11 protein-coding genes are annotated in these 13641 nt (G+C 72.1%); 2 read left to right on the forward strand and 9 right to left on the reverse strand.

Going from position 1 to position 13641, the window contains the following annotated elements:
- Window positions 1-23: 23 nt before the first annotated feature.
- Genes HCK04_RS27645 through HCK04_RS27655 form a run of 3 tightly spaced genes read right to left on the reverse strand, consistent with a single transcriptional unit; the run spans window position 24 to window position 2717 of the window.
- Window positions 24-593 (reverse strand): hypothetical protein, encoded by a 570-nt coding sequence (locus HCK04_RS27645; protein ID WP_142650319.1) that lies wholly within the window; start codon window positions 591-593, stop codon window positions 24-26.
- The gene (locus HCK04_RS27650) at window positions 590-2035 is read right to left on the reverse strand and encodes a HAMP domain-containing sensor histidine kinase (RefSeq protein ID WP_142650320.1); all 1446 of its coding nucleotides are present in this window, start codon (window positions 2033-2035) and stop codon (window positions 590-592) included. Before HCK04_RS27650 ends, HCK04_RS27645 begins: the two co-directional genes overlap by 4 nt.
- 7 nt (window positions 2036-2042) lie before the next feature.
- Entirely contained in the window at window positions 2043-2717 is a 675-nt protein-coding gene (locus HCK04_RS27655; RefSeq protein WP_142650321.1) for a response regulator transcription factor, read from the reverse strand.
- A 252-nt stretch (window positions 2718-2969) separates the two neighbouring features.
- Here HCK04_RS27655 and HCK04_RS27660 point away from each other — a divergent pair, with 252 nt between their 5' ends.
- Both HCK04_RS27660 and HCK04_RS27665 read left to right on the forward strand, forming a co-directional pair.
- A complete protein-coding gene (locus tag HCK04_RS27660) occupies window positions 2970-3680 on the forward strand; it encodes a lytic transglycosylase domain-containing protein (protein ID WP_142650322.1) in 711 nt (236 codons plus the stop codon).
- A gap of 80 nt (window positions 3681-3760) precedes the next feature.
- Window positions 3761-5725 (forward strand): glycosyltransferase family 2 protein, encoded by a 1965-nt coding sequence (locus tag HCK04_RS27665; protein ID WP_168066310.1) that lies wholly within the window; start codon window positions 3761-3763, stop codon window positions 5723-5725.
- A gap of 13 nt (window positions 5726-5738) precedes the next feature.
- Here the strand turns inward: HCK04_RS27665 and HCK04_RS27670 are convergent, their stop codons facing one another.
- The 6 genes from HCK04_RS27670 to HCK04_RS27695 form a co-directional block, all read right to left on the reverse strand.
- Window positions 5739-6758, reverse strand: a complete 1020-nt coding sequence (locus HCK04_RS27670) for an alpha/beta hydrolase (RefSeq protein WP_142650324.1) — start codon at window positions 6756-6758, stop codon at window positions 5739-5741.
- Window positions 6755-8092: a tannase/feruloyl esterase family alpha/beta hydrolase gene (locus HCK04_RS27675; protein ID WP_142650325.1), complete on the reverse strand. Its 1338-nt coding sequence runs from the start codon at window positions 8090-8092 to the stop codon at window positions 6755-6757. The genes HCK04_RS27670 and HCK04_RS27675 overlap by 4 nt, the downstream gene beginning before the upstream one ends.
- Window positions 8092-9429, reverse strand: a complete 1338-nt coding sequence (locus HCK04_RS27680; RefSeq protein ID WP_142650326.1) for an MFS transporter — start codon at window positions 9427-9429, stop codon at window positions 8092-8094. Before HCK04_RS27680 ends, HCK04_RS27675 begins: the two co-directional genes overlap by 1 nt.
- Before the next feature lie 76 nt (window positions 9430-9505).
- Window positions 9506-11422, reverse strand: coding sequence for a helix-turn-helix domain-containing protein (locus HCK04_RS27685; protein ID WP_142650327.1), 1917 nt, complete (start codon window positions 11420-11422; stop codon window positions 9506-9508).
- Window positions 11407-12180, reverse strand: a complete 774-nt coding sequence (locus HCK04_RS27690) for a 3-hydroxybutyrate dehydrogenase (protein ID WP_142650328.1) — start codon at window positions 12178-12180, stop codon at window positions 11407-11409. Before HCK04_RS27690 ends, HCK04_RS27685 begins: the two co-directional genes overlap by 16 nt.
- A gap of 67 nt (window positions 12181-12247) precedes the next feature.
- Window positions 12248-13639: a class II fumarate hydratase gene (locus tag HCK04_RS27695; RefSeq protein WP_142650329.1), complete on the reverse strand. Its 1392-nt coding sequence runs from the start codon at window positions 13637-13639 to the stop codon at window positions 12248-12250.
- Window positions 13640-13641 lie beyond the last annotated feature (2 nt).

Below are 13641 nucleotides of genomic sequence, written 5' to 3' on the forward strand. Positions count from 1 at the left end.
GATCGACGAGAGGGGCACAAGGCTCACGGGGGGAGCTGGCCGTCTTTGGGGGCCAGATCCCAGAACTCCCGGCAGGTGTGGACCTTCAGGGGCCCGTTCTTGTCGGGAGTCGCGTGAGCGATCTCCACGGCCCAGATCTCCGGGCGCAGCCGCGCCGTACAGGTGATCTGGGCCATGGCGGTCCTGGTGATCTTCCAGCCGCTCACGAACAGCCGTACGCGCAGGCTGAGGGTGGCGTCGGGGTCGTTGCGGCTGCCGGCGTCCGGGGCGTACCTGACGAGCTGCACCTGGGCCAGCGTGAGGCCGGTGAGCGCGGTGGACAGCTGGTTCGGCGTCCGCCCGCTGGCCGCGAACAGCGCGTAGAGCACGTCGTTGACGTGGGGTGAGCGCGCCGCGACGCGGGTGGGCCACAGCCGGCCGTCCCGCAGCATGTAGATCGTGACGAGGGTGGGCGTGCCGCTGATGACGGGGGCGGGACCGGCGTCGATCACCCCGGTCGGCGCGACCCCGCAGGCCGCCGACACCATGAGCAGTGCCGCGAGCAGGCCCGCGAGCAGGGCCCTGGACGCACGCCTGGTCCGTCCGCGGCTCATGGTTTCGGGATCCAGACGCGGAAGAGGGTGCCGGGGTCGCAGCGTTCGGCCCTGATCGAGCCGCCGTGCAACTCGGCGTTGGCCTTGGCGATGGCCAGGCCGAGACCGCTGCCCACGCTCCTGGCCCGGTCGGTGCCGGCCTTGTAGAAGCGGTCGAAGACGTGGGGAAGCACCTGCTCGGGGATGCCGCTCCCGTGGTCGCGCACGCTCACTTCGAGCGCCCCGTGATGCTCGCCGCCGACCGCCACCCGCGCGCCGACAACCACGGGAGGCGCGCCGTGGTTGAGCGCGTTGCCGACGAGGTTGGCGACGATCACGTCGAACCTCCGGGCGTCCAGCGAGAACGTGAGCCCGACGGGCACGGTGAGCTTCACCCGGTCGGCCCAGCCCCGCACCTCCAGGCAGTCGGCCAGCGTGTCGCCCACGTCGACCGTCTCCCGGCGGAGCGTCGCGGCGCCCGCGTCGAACCGGCTGATCTCGATGAGGTGCTCGACCAGCACCCGCAGCCGGTCGATCTCGCGGACGACGATCCGCACCGCCTCCCCGGCGTCTTCCGGCAGGTCGTCGGCGTCCTCCGACAGCATGTCGGTCACCGCGGTCATCGCGGTCAGCGGCGTGCGCAGCTCGTGTGAGACGTCCGCGACGAACCGCCGCGACATCGACTCCAGCGTCCGCAGCTCCGAGACGCTGCCCTCCAGCGCCGCCGCCGTCTCGTTGAACGTCGCGGTCAGCTCCGCCAGCTCGTCCCGGCCGCGTACGGGGAGGCGGACGTGCAGCTCACCTGCGCCGAGGGCGCGGGCGGCCGCGCCCAGCCGCCGTACGGGCAGCAGCACCCGCCGGGCCGACAGCAGGGCCAGGGTCAGCGCCAGGACGAGTGTGATGGCTCCGGCCTGCGCGAGAGCGTTCCTGAGGCGGAACAGCACGGCCTCCTCGTCCGACAGCGGCACGAAGACGTAGGCCGTCAGGCCGGTCGGGCGCAGCATGTCGTCGCGGGTGGCCCGCTGGATCTGCGTGGCGACGATCAGCCACGGATGGTCCCTGAGCAGCACCCTCTGGTAGACGAGCCGCCGGGCCGCCTGCCAGCGGAGCTGGTCGGGCACGTCGGCCATGGTGAACCTGGCGCCGGCGCTGGAGCTGCGGTGGTCGCCGTAGGTCACGATGACGGTGCGCTCCGGCGCCTCCAGCGCCTGCACGACCCCGCTGAGGTCCTCGTCGGTGACGGTGGTGTCGCTCGGCCAGACCACGTCGCTCGCGCCGATCGGCAGCGTGATCTTGGAGAGCGTCTCCCGTACGTCGGCGACCGCGGTCCGCTCCGCGCGGTCGAGCATGCCCCGGCGGATGATCTGGTAGCCCAGGCCCGCCACCATGGCGGACGCCGTGACCGCCACCAGCAGGAAGGTGATCACCAGCCGGGCCTGCAACCCGGTGGGCACCCAGCTCATGTCGGGGTCATGGCGGGCTGAAGCGGTATCCGAAGCCGCGCACCGTGTGGATGTAGACGGGGTCGGCGGGCACCGGCTCGATCTTGGCGCGGATGCGCTGCACGCACGCGTCGACCAGCCGCGAGTCCGCCACGTGCGTGTGGTCCCACACGGCGCGCAGGAGATAGCGGCGGTTGAGCACCTGGCCGGGGTGGCGGACCAGTTCGAGGAGCAGACGCAGCTCGGTCGGGGTGAGGTGGATCTCCTTGCCCGAAAGGCTCACCTTGAGGGCTCCGCGGTCGATCACGAGGTCGCCGAAGGTGAGGCGGTCGGGCGAGGCGGACTCCAGCCGGCGCAGTACGGCGCGGATACGAGCGTCCAGCACCCGCGGTTCGACGGGCTTGACGACGTAGTCGTCCGCGCCGGCCTCCAGCCCCACCACCACGTCGAGGTCGTCGCCTCTGGCCGTGAGCAGGATGATCGGCAGCGGATCGAGTCTGCGGATGCGGCGGCACACCTCGACTCCGTCGATGCCGGGGAGCATGACGTCGAGGATCGCGATCTCGGGGCGGCGGGAGCGTACGTGTTCGAGGGCCTCCTCGCCCGTGGCGTACGCGGTCACCGAGTGGCCCTGCCGGGTGAGCGCGAGCTCGAGTCCGGCGCGGACCGAGGGGTCGTCTTCGACCAGGAGGATGCCTGCCACTCGGTCATTATGGTGCGAACCTCACCATTTCCCTATTTGTCACAGCCCTGTGACACCGTCAGCACCTCATCATCAAGAAGCGGGAGCAGGCTGGTGCGCGGGCACCCATGCCCCTCCCTGTGGCGCAAAGTGTGATTAAAATCACATTGTTGGGGAAAGTCCATGTGATCGGCCATCGAGTCAAGACGTCACCAAACAGGTACCACGATTCGGTTGCGGAGCACCCCCCACCACAGGGCAAGCTCATAAGCCGTGAGCTCTGGTCAGCAGTTGAAGGATCGTCCCCGCGCCGCCCGCCCGCGGCGGGGAACCGGCGGCCGCTCGGGGTCGGGCCGGCTGACCCCCAAGGGGATGGCGATCCTCGCCGTCAGCCTGGCCGTGCTCGCCGGCGGGACGGCCTTCGTCGTCCGCACCTCGATCGAGCACAGCAACGCGCCCAAGCAGGTGCTGGACCCGGACAGCTTCCTCGCGCTCGACCCGAACGCGCCCGATCCCGAGACCGACATCCTCAAGGAGCAGGCGGTCCAGGCGCTGCGCAAGGAGCGGCTGGAAAGCACCCGCGACGACCGGAAGAAGGGCCTCGACCCGGTCGAGATCGCCGAGAAGGCCCCCGGCGGCGGTGGTTTCAGCCCAGCCAACTTCCCGCCCGGCTCCACGCCCGACCCCGGCAGCAACAAGGCGCTCGGCAAGCAGATGGCCGAGGCGCGCGGCTGGGGCGGCGAGTGGGGCTGCCTGGAGAAGCTGTGGGACAGGGAGAGCCACTGGAACGAGCGGGCCATGAACCGCTACAGCGGTGCCTACGGCATCCCCCAGGCGCTCCCCGGCAGCAAGATGGCGAGCGCGGGCTCCGACTGGCAGACGAACCCCGCGACCCAGATCAAATGGGGTCTCGGCTACATCGCCGGCCGCTACAAGACGCCCTGCGGCGCCTGGGCGCACTCCCAGTCGACCGGCTGGTACTGACCGCGAAACTCTGGTCAGGGTTTCTCGACCTTTCGGCAAGCCCGCGCGTACGGCGGGGCTCGCACTGCACGCTTGGCCTCATGGGTGTGAAGGTCAGCGTGGTTATGCCCGTGTCCAACCCCGGGCTGTCGAACGACGCCTTCGGCGCGTCCGTGCGCTCGGTGCTGGAGCAGTCGCTGCCGCCGGATGAGTACGAGGTCGTCTTCGCCGACGACGGATCGACGGACGGGACCCGCAGGCGGCTCGACGCCATCGCCGAGCAACGCGACAACGTGCGGGTCCTGCACCTCGACCACAGTGGTTCGCCCGCGCGCGGGCGCAACGTCGGCCTGTCGGTGGCCCGCGGCGAGTACGTCTACCTGATCGGCCAGTACGACCGGCTGGAGCCGGACGCCCTGGAGCGGATGTACGACAGGGCCGTGGACACCGACGCCGACGTGCTGATCGGCAGGCTCGCCGACCAGGGGCCGCCGCCGGCCGCGTTCTCCCGCGACCGGGACCGGGCCGACGTGCTGCGCGACCACCTGCTCGCGCTGCCGACGGCGCACAAGCTGTTCAGCCGCGACTTCCTGGAGACCTGCCAGCTCCGCTTCGCCGACCGGCCGCTGTCCGAGCAGGCGTTCGTGACCAGGGCGTACCTCGCCGCGAAGGTGATCGCCGTGCTGTCCGACGAGATCTGCTGCCACCTGGGCCCGCCGTCGCCGGGCACGGCGGAGGAGGAGACGCCGGACGCCGAGGCGCTCTTCGACGGACTCAACGCGATCTTCGACGTGGTGGACGCCTACACCGAGCCGGGCCCGCAGCGGGAGCGCATCCAGGCCCACTGGTACAAGACGCTCGGGCTGCGCCGTCTCGCGGGGGCGCGGTTCCTCGCCGCCGAGCCCGACGAGCGCATGATCCTCTTCTCGTTCCTGCGCCGCTTCACCCTCGACCGTTTTCCCGCCGCGCTCGACACTCATCTGCCCGCGCACCTGCGCGCCCGTGCGGCGCTGCTGCGCCTCGACCGCCTCGACGCGCTGGTCGCGCTCGCGGAGGCGTCCCGGGGCGCCAAGCTCAGCGCGGAGCTGCGGGAGCTGCGCTGGGACCAGGGCGTGCTGATGCTCGACCTGAGCGTGGAGATCCTGCGGGCCGGGGGCGCCCCGCTCTGGCTGCGGCAGCGGGGCGACCGGCTGCTGTGGACCCCGCCGCCCGGGGTCGAGGGCCTGCTCGACGGCCTGCTCGACGACGAGGGCGCCGACGTGACCGACGCGGTGCGCAGGGCCCGCGTGGAGGTCTGCGTACGCCACGCGGAGACCGGGGTGGTCCACTCGCTGCCGGTCACCTGCTCGGTGGGCCGTGCGAGCCTCGGCGACCAGGAGCACGGCGGCCAGGTGCGCGTGTGGGTGAACGGCCAGGCCCGCCTCGACGCCGGCGTGGCGGCCCTCGGGCGGCCGCTGCCCGCCGGGCTGTGGGAGATCCACGTGCGCATGCGGGGCGTGCACACGGGCCGCACCCGGGTGGCCCGCCCCGCCCTGCCGATGAGCTGCGCGGGCGCGCTCGCCGGCGAGCCGAAACGGCTCGTCGTGCCGTGCTGGTCCGAGCGCGGCGAGCTGGGCGTCTGCGTGGAGCCGAAGTCGTTCCCCGAGTCGATCGCGCTGGTCTCGTCGCGCGCCTCCGTCGCCAGGCAGGAGGGGCACGTCTTCGTCGTCGTGCCCGTGCCGTACGTGCCGCCGAGCGGGGGGCCGCCGACCGAGCTGGTGCTGCGCGAGCAGGACGGGCGCGGGCGCAGCATGGTCGTGCCCGCGCTGGTCGAGCCGGGGATACCCGGCCGGGTGGCCGGTCAGCTCGTCGCGCGGGTGCCGGTCAGCCGGATCGGCGGGGACGACTGCCTCGGCCCGGGGTCGTGGCGGCCCGCGCTCCGCGTCGACCAGAAGGACGTGGACCTGCTGTTCGGGCTGACGGTGCGCCGCGGCGGGCAGGTGCACGTCCTGCCCGCCGGGGCGTCGCCGCAGGCTCCCTCACTGCTGCGGCGCATCGCCGTCCGCGTCCTGCGCGACCGCCGGTAGCTGTCCGCGCTGTCTATGCGCGCAGGTGGTCGAGGAGGGCCGCGCGGAACTCCTCGGGCCTGTCGAGGTGCGGGCCGTGGCCGGCGCCCTCGATGACGACCTCCCGGTAGTCGCCGTAGCGGTCCAGCACGGCCCGCGTCTGGGCCACCATGGGCTGCGCGGGCGTGCCGTCCCAGCCGGGCACGGCGCCGATCGCGCCCAGGTGGGCGAGGTCGAACAGCGACGTGTCGGAGACGATCACGTCCTGGTCGCCCCTGATCCACAGGATGGGCGGCTTCGGGTCGATCTCGTGCAGGTCGTCGATCCGGAAGTTGGTCGGCGCGATCGTGTTCAGCACGCCCCGCTTGCCCGGGGCGACGTTCGGCCAGGCGTCCGAGGCCGCCGAGTCGCCCGGGTAGTGGTCGTCGCCGATGCGGGTGGACAGCATCGACTCCACGAACGCGTCCTCCTCCTCGCCCAGGTCGGTCCCGGCGGCGACGTACGTGGCACGCAGCACGTTCCGGGGCGAGACGGGGGAGTCGGCGGACCGGTCGCCCGCCCGGAGCGCGGCCACGAACTCGGGGTTGGCCGCGCCGCCGCCGGAGCCCGCGCCGTCGGGGCTGGTGAGCACGCCGTCCGGGCCCGTGGTGCCGCCGAAGCCGTACGGCGAGACGGGGTTGACCAGGACGGCGCTGCGGACCACGTCGGGCCGGTCGCGCAGGGCCTGCATGACGACTCCGCCGCCGAGGCTCCAGCCCACGAGGTGCGCGGGACCGATCCGGTCGAGCAGCGCGAGCACGTCGTCGGAGTAGTCGCGCACGCCGCGGCTCGCGTCCACCGGCTCGGGGTCGGTGTCGCCGAAGCCGCGCAGGTCCACCGCGTACGGACGGAAGCCCTCGGCCGCGATCGCGGTCATCGTCGACCGCCAGAACGCGCTGGAGGAGACGTTGCCGTGGACGAACACCACAGGGTCACCCGCCGAGCCCGGAACGGACAGGACGTTGAGGGTCAGCCGGGACGTGCTGACGCGCTCGGCGGATATGGGTTGGGTCATGGTGTCGCTCCCAATGTGCAGGTGTTCTCAAGGTCGCCCGAGGCCGGGCGAGGCAGGGTGGCGTTCGGGGGCGGCGGGGTGCCCGTGCCGATCCACTTCTCCAGCGCGGTGAACGCGCTGCGGAAGCACGGCAGCAGCGGCCGCAGCCGGTCCGGGAACGACGGGTAGAGGCTGTCGACGTGGTTGCCGCCCTCGAAGCGGTAGTAGCGCATCAGCCGGTCGCGGTGCCGATCACCGATCATCTTGGCGTAGACGTCGGAATCCTTCCGGATCGGCAGCAGCGTGTCCAGGGTGCCGTGCACGATGACCAGCGGCCGCTTGATCTTCCCGGTGAGGCTCACCCGCGCCATCGCCTGCTTCACCGCGGCGGGCCGGGAGGCGTAGTCGTAGTCGGTGTCGCAGCCGGGCGTGCCGGACGCGCAGAACGGCGTGCCGGCCTCGGCGTCGCCGTCGTAGGAGGGATCGAACTCCTCGCGGTAGAGGCGCTGGGTGAGGTCCCAGTAGTACTGGTAGTGGAACGGCCACAGGAAGTCGGACTCCGGCGCGAAGCCCGCCGCCGCCACCCCTGCGCTGTCGCCCTTCGCGTACGCGCGCAGCGCGGGCGGCAGGAACGTCAGCAGGTTGGGCCCGTCGGTGGTGAAGAGCGTGCCCTCCCAGTCGACGCCGCCGTCGAACAGGTCGGGACGGTTCTCGATCTGCCAGCGGACCAGGTAGCCGCCGTTGGACTGCCCGGCCGCGATCGTCGTGCGGGCCGGCCTGCCGTACCGCTGCTTGACGACGGCCTTGGCGGCGACCGCCAGCTCGCTGACCCGGTGGTTCCACTCGGCGACCGCGTCGCCGGGCCGCGCGCCGTCGCGGTAGAACTCGACGCCGGTGTTGCCCTTGTCGGTCGCGGCGTACGCGTAGCCCTTGGCCAGCGCCCAGTCGGAGATCGTGAAGTCGTTGGCGTAGGTCTCCCGGTTGCCGGGCGACCCCGCGACGACCAGGCCGCCGTTCCACGTCTTCGGCAGCCGGATCACGAACTGCGCGTCGTGGTTCCAGCCGTGGTTGGTGTCGCCCGTGGAGGTGTCGGGGAAGTAGCCGTCGATCTGCATGCCGGGCACCCCGCTGGGGTTGACGGCGCCGGGCGAGTTGAGGCCCGACCAGTCCGACTGGTCGGTGTGCCCGGAGACCAGGGTGCCCTTCGTGGTCAGGTCGTCGAGGCAGGCGATCACCTGCTTCTGCGCGCCCGGCACGATCACCTTCGGGCACGCTGAGGCGTGCGATGGGGTGGCCTCCGCCGGGGCGGCGACGGCCAGGGGGAGGGCCAGCGCGAGGGCGACCAGGGCCTTCATCAGGCCTCCTTCACGATCGCGGCGGCGTGGGCGGCGCCCGAGGTCGGCTGGATGGCCGACAGGTCGCGGTCGCGGGTCTCCCTGGAGGCGACCACCGCGATGATCGTGAGGACCGCCGCCGCCACCACGTAGACGGACACCGGCACGCTCGACCCGTACGCGTCGAGCAGGGCGACCGCGATCAGCGGGGCCACGCCGCCCGCCGCGATCGAGGCGAGCTGGTAGCCGATCGACACGCCCGAGTAGCGCATCCGGGTGGCGAACAGCTCGGAGAAGAACGCCGCCTGCGGGCCGTACATCGCGCCGTGCAGCACCAGGCCGATCGTCACCGCCACGGTGACCAGGAAGAAGCTCTTGGTGTCGATCAGCGGGAAGAACGCGAAGGCCCACAGCCCGACGCCGGCGGCGCCGAGAAGATAGACCGGCTTGCGGCCGATCCGGTCCGACAGCGCGCCCCACAGCGGGATCGTGACGAAGTGGATCGCCGAGCCGATCAGCACGGCGTTGAGCACGGTGCCCTTGGGCAGGCCCGCCGCCGTGGTGCCGTAGACGAGGACGAACGCGGTGATCACGTAATAGGAGACGTTCTCGGCCATCCGGGCGCCCATCGCGACCAGCACGTCGCGCCAGTGGTGGCGCACCACGCCGACGATGGGGGCCTTCGGCGCGGCCTCCTGCCGCTCCAGCGCCTGCTGGAACACCGGAGACTCGGTGACCGTGAGCCTGATCCACAGGCCGATAAGCACAAGGACGCCGGACAGCAGGAACGCGATCCGCCAGCCCCAGGCGAGGAAGGCCTCCTCGGACTGCACCGCGGCGAGCAGCGCCAGCACACCGGTGGCGATCAGGTTGCCACCGGGAGCGCCGGCCTGCGGCCAGGACGCCCAGAAACCGCGGTTGCGGGCGTCGCCGTGCTCGGAGACCAGCAGCACCGCGCCGCCCCACTCGCCGCCGAGGGCGAAGCCCTGCACCAGACGGAGCACGGTCAGCAGCAACGGCGCGCCGGCGCCGAGCGCGGCGTACGTCGGCATGCAGCCGATGAGGAACGTCGAGCCGCCCATCATGAGCAGGCTGATGACCAGCAGCCGCTTGCGGCCGAGCCGGTCGCCGTAGTGGCCGAAGACCAGCCCGCCGAGTGGCCGGGCGACGAAGCCGACGGCATAGGTGAGGAACGCCAGGAGGGTGCCGGTCAGCTCGTCCTCGGTGGGGAAGAACAGCTTGTTGAACACCAGGGCGGCGGCCGAGCCGTAAAGGAAGAAGTCGTACCACTCGATGGTGGTGCCGATCAGGCTGGCCCCGACCACCTTTCCGATCCGTGCAGGGGGGGTGTTTGCCATGGGAACTCCTCCGATGGGGGTTCCGCACACGGTATGCAGTGACCGAGGTCACTCCTATGGGGTGCCGCCACACACCTCAGGCGTCCGGCATGTGGGTGCGCAGCCGGTGGAGCCGCAGGGCGAGCTGGATCTCCAGGGCCCGCTCCGGTTCCTGCCAGTCGTCGCCGAGCAGCTGCCCCACCCGGTCGAGCCGCTGGGTCACCGTGTTCACGTGGATGTGCAGGGCCTCGGCCGTACGCGACAGCGAGCCGCCCGTGCCGAAGTAGGCGTTGAGGGTCTTGACCAGGGCGGTTCCCCGGCGCGCGTCATAGTCGAGCACCGGCCCGAGCGCGCCCGCGAGGAAGCCGGACACCTCGCGCCGCTCGCCCACGAGCAGGCCGACGAAGCCCAGCTCCCCGGCGCTCGCGCCGTCACCCGTACGGCCCAGCGCGACCAGGGCCCCGGCGCAGCGGCGGGCCTCGGCGTAGGCGGACGCCACCGCCGTCGCCGGACCCGTGGCCATCGCGGCTCCCGCCGTCGCCGGGCGGCCGAGAGAGGCGCTCAGCTCCGCCGCGACGCGCCGGGCCAGCGCGCCCGGCCGGTCGCCGGGCAGCAGCAGCACGACCTCGTCGCCCCTGGTTGTGGCGAGGCCGTGCGCCAGCGTCGCCTGCGACGACGCCCAGAACGCGCCGCGCTCCCGCTGCCCGTCGTGCCGCGCCACGACCAGCACGTGCGGCGCGTCGAGATGGATGCCGAGCCGCCGCGCCCGGTCGTCCAGCCCGCGCAGCTCCGGCCGGGACACCAGGTCGTCGAGCAGCTCGCCGCGCACCCGCCCCTCCGCCTCGGCGACGCTGCGGCGGAACAGCAGCAGCAGCGCGGTGACGATCGCGGCACGCTCCAGGATCCGCTGGTCGGTGTCGGACACCAGGTGGTCGGTCCGCAGCACCAGCGTGCACAGCGGCGCCGCCCCCACGTCCACCGACGCGACGTACGCGTCGCCGCGCTTGACCGTGCGGCCCAGCGCCCGCGACGACTGCGCGGCGTCGAAGACGCCCGTGTCGAGGTCGCGGGACTCGCCCACGAGGGGGCGGCCCTCGTCGTCGAGCACGGTCAGCCGGCCGCCCAGCACCTCGGTGACGACCGCCGCGACGTCCTCGACCCCGCCGCCGCGCAGCACGAGGCCGGTCATCCGGTCGTGCGCGTCCGCGGCCCGCTCGATCGACTCGCTGTGCGCCCTGATCAGCGTGTTCGCCTCGCTCAGCTCGCCCAGCGCGGCCCGGGTCTCCTGCAGCAGCCGGGCGGTGTCGATGGCCACGGCGGCGTGCGCCGCCAGCGAGCACAGCAGCGCCACCTCCTCCTGCGCGAACGGCCTGGCGCTGCGGTTGGCCGCGAACAGCACGCCGATGACCTGCGTGCCGAGTCGCAGCGGCACCCCGAGGATCGCCACCAGGCCCTCCTCGTGGACGGCCACGTCGATCGTGTTCGTGTGCCGGAACCTGGGGTCGGCGAAGTAGTCCGCCGTGTTGTACGGCGTGCCGCTCTGCGCCACCAGCCCGCCCAGCCCGGCGCCCATCGGCAGCCGCAGCCGCCGGAAGCTGGCCGAGATCGACCCGTCGGTCACCCGCATGTAGGTGTCGCCGCGCTCGGGGTCGTTCAGCGTCATGTACGCGATGTCGGTCGCGAGCAGCTGCCTGGATCGGTGCACGATGGCCTGCAGCACCGCGTCGAGATCGCGCAGCCCGGCCAGGTCGCTGGCGGTGTCGAACAGCGCCGACAGCTCCGCCTCCCGCTTGGCCCGCCGGCGCAGCACGGCCCGCACCTGGAGCGCCGCGACCTTGGCCCGCTCCAGCTCCTCCAGCGTGGCCGAGTCGGCCCCGGCCGCCCTGGCCTGCAGGATCGGGCCCTCGAACTCGACCGCCGACGCCTCCCGGGCGAGCAGGTCGAGATAGGCGTGCGCGCCGCTCGCCGGAGCCGTCGCGTTCTTGGGAGACGATGTGGTCAGCGCGCGCTCCATCCTCCGTCGATGGGAATCGAGACGCCGGTGACGAACGATCCCTGCGGCCCGCACAGGTAGGCGACCAGCTCGGCCACCTCGTCCGGCTCGACCAGCCGCTTGATCGCCGCGGGGGCGAGCATGATCTGCTCGACCACATCGTCCTCGCTGATCCCGTGGGTGCGCGCCTGGTCGGCGATCTGGTTCTCCACCAGCGGCGTCCGGACGTACGCGGGATTGACGCAGTTGGAGGTCACGCCGTGGGCCGCCCCTTCGAGGGCGATCACCTTCGACAGGCCCTCCAGCGCGTGCTTGGCCGTCACGTAGGCCGCCTTGAACGGCGAGGCGCGCAGGCCGTGCACCGAGGAGATGTTGACGATGCGGCCCCACCCGCGCTCGTACATGCCGGGCAGCACGTCGCGCACGAGCAGGAACGGCGCCTCGACCATCACCCGCATGATCTTGTTGAAGATCTCGGGCGGGAACTCCTCGATCGGGGCCACGTGCTGGAACCCCGCGTTGTTCACGACGATGTCGGCGCGCAGGTGCGTGTGCGGCGAGGGCGGGAGCTGGCCCCGCCAGGCCACCAGGAACTCCGGATCGGACAGGTCGACGGCCACCGGCGTGCCGCCGATCTCGGCGGCCACCTTGCTCGCGGCCTCGGCGTTGATGTCGGCGACGACGACGTGCGCGCCCTCGGCGGCCAGGCGCCGGGCACACGCCCGTCCGATGCCGCTCCCCGCGCCGGTGACGAGGGCCGTACGTCCTTCAAGGCTCATGCTGCCTCACGATAGAAACCGCGCTCTTCCCGGCACATGGCGGACGACGACATAGATGCGCTCCCTCCTATGTGGGGCGGGTCATGGACAGCACGTCCAGCGCCCGGTCGAGCTGCTCCTCGGTCAGCGTGCCGTTCGCCACGTGGCCGCGCTCGATGACGACCTCCCGGATCGTCTTGCGCTCCTTCAACGCCTGCTTGGCGATCTTGGCTGCCTCCTCGTACCCCACGTACCGGTTGAGCGGGGTGACGATCGACGGCGACGACTCGGCGTACTCGCGCAGGCGCTCCACGTTGGCGGTGATCCCGCTGACGCACCGGTCGGCGAGCAGCCGCGACACGTTGGCCAGCAGCCGGATCGACTCCAGCACGTTGCGCGCCATCACCGGCAGCATCACGTTGAGCTCGAACGCCCCCGAGGCCCCGGCCATCGTGATCGCCGCGTCGTTGCCCACGACCTGCGCGGCCACCATCGTGACGGCCTCCGGGATCACCGGGTTGACCTTCCCCGGCATGATCGACGACCCCGGCTGCAGGTCGGGCAGGTTGATCTCGCCCAGCCCGGCGCGCGGGCCCGACCCCATCCAGCGCAGGTCGTTCGCGATCTTGTTGAGCGAGACGGCGATCACCTTGAGCATGCCCGACAGCTCGACCACGCCGTCACGCGCGCCCTGCGCCTCGAAGTGGTCCCTGGCCTCGGTGAACGGCAGGCCGGTCGTCCGGCTCAGCTCGGCGATCACCGCCTGCGCCCAGCCCGGTCCCGGCACGTTGACGCCGGTGCCCACGGCCGTGCCGCCCAGCGGCAGCTCGGCCAGGCGCGGCAGCGTCGCCTGGAGCCGTTCGAGCGCCAGCTCGATCTGGGTGGAGTAGCCGCCGAACTCCTGGCCGAGCGTGACCGGCGTCGCGTCCATCAGGTGGGTGCGGCCCGCCTTCACCACGTCGGCGAACTCCGTCGCCTTCTCCTCCAGCGCGGTCGCCAGGTGCTCCAGGGCCGGGGTCAGCTCGTGCACCACGCCGTACGTCGCGGCGACGTGGATGGACGACGGGAAGACGTCGTTGGACGACTGGGCGGCGTTGACGTGGTCGTTGGGGTGGACGGGCCGGCCGAGCCGCTCCTGCGCCAGCGTGGCGATGACCTCGTTCATGTTCATGTTGGACGAGGTGCCCGAGCCGGTCTGGAAGACGTCCACGGGGAACTGGTCGTCCCATTTGCCCTCGGCGACCTCCTCGGCCGCCTCCTGGATGGCCTGTGCCATGTCCTTGTCGATGACGCCGTACTCGGCGTTGACCTTCGCGCAGGCCGCCTTGATGCGGGCGAGCGCCGCGATGTGCGCCGGCTCAAGCCCCCGGCCGGACACCGGGAAGTTCTCCACCGCCCGCTGGGTCTGGGCCCGCCACTTCGCACGGGCGGGCACCCGGACCTCGCCCATGGAGTCGTGCTCGATGCGATATTCGTCCATGT

It is taken from the genome of Microbispora sp. CL1-1, from assembly GCF_012034195.1.
Classification (GTDB): Bacteria; Actinomycetota; Actinomycetes; order Streptosporangiales; family Streptosporangiaceae; genus Microbispora.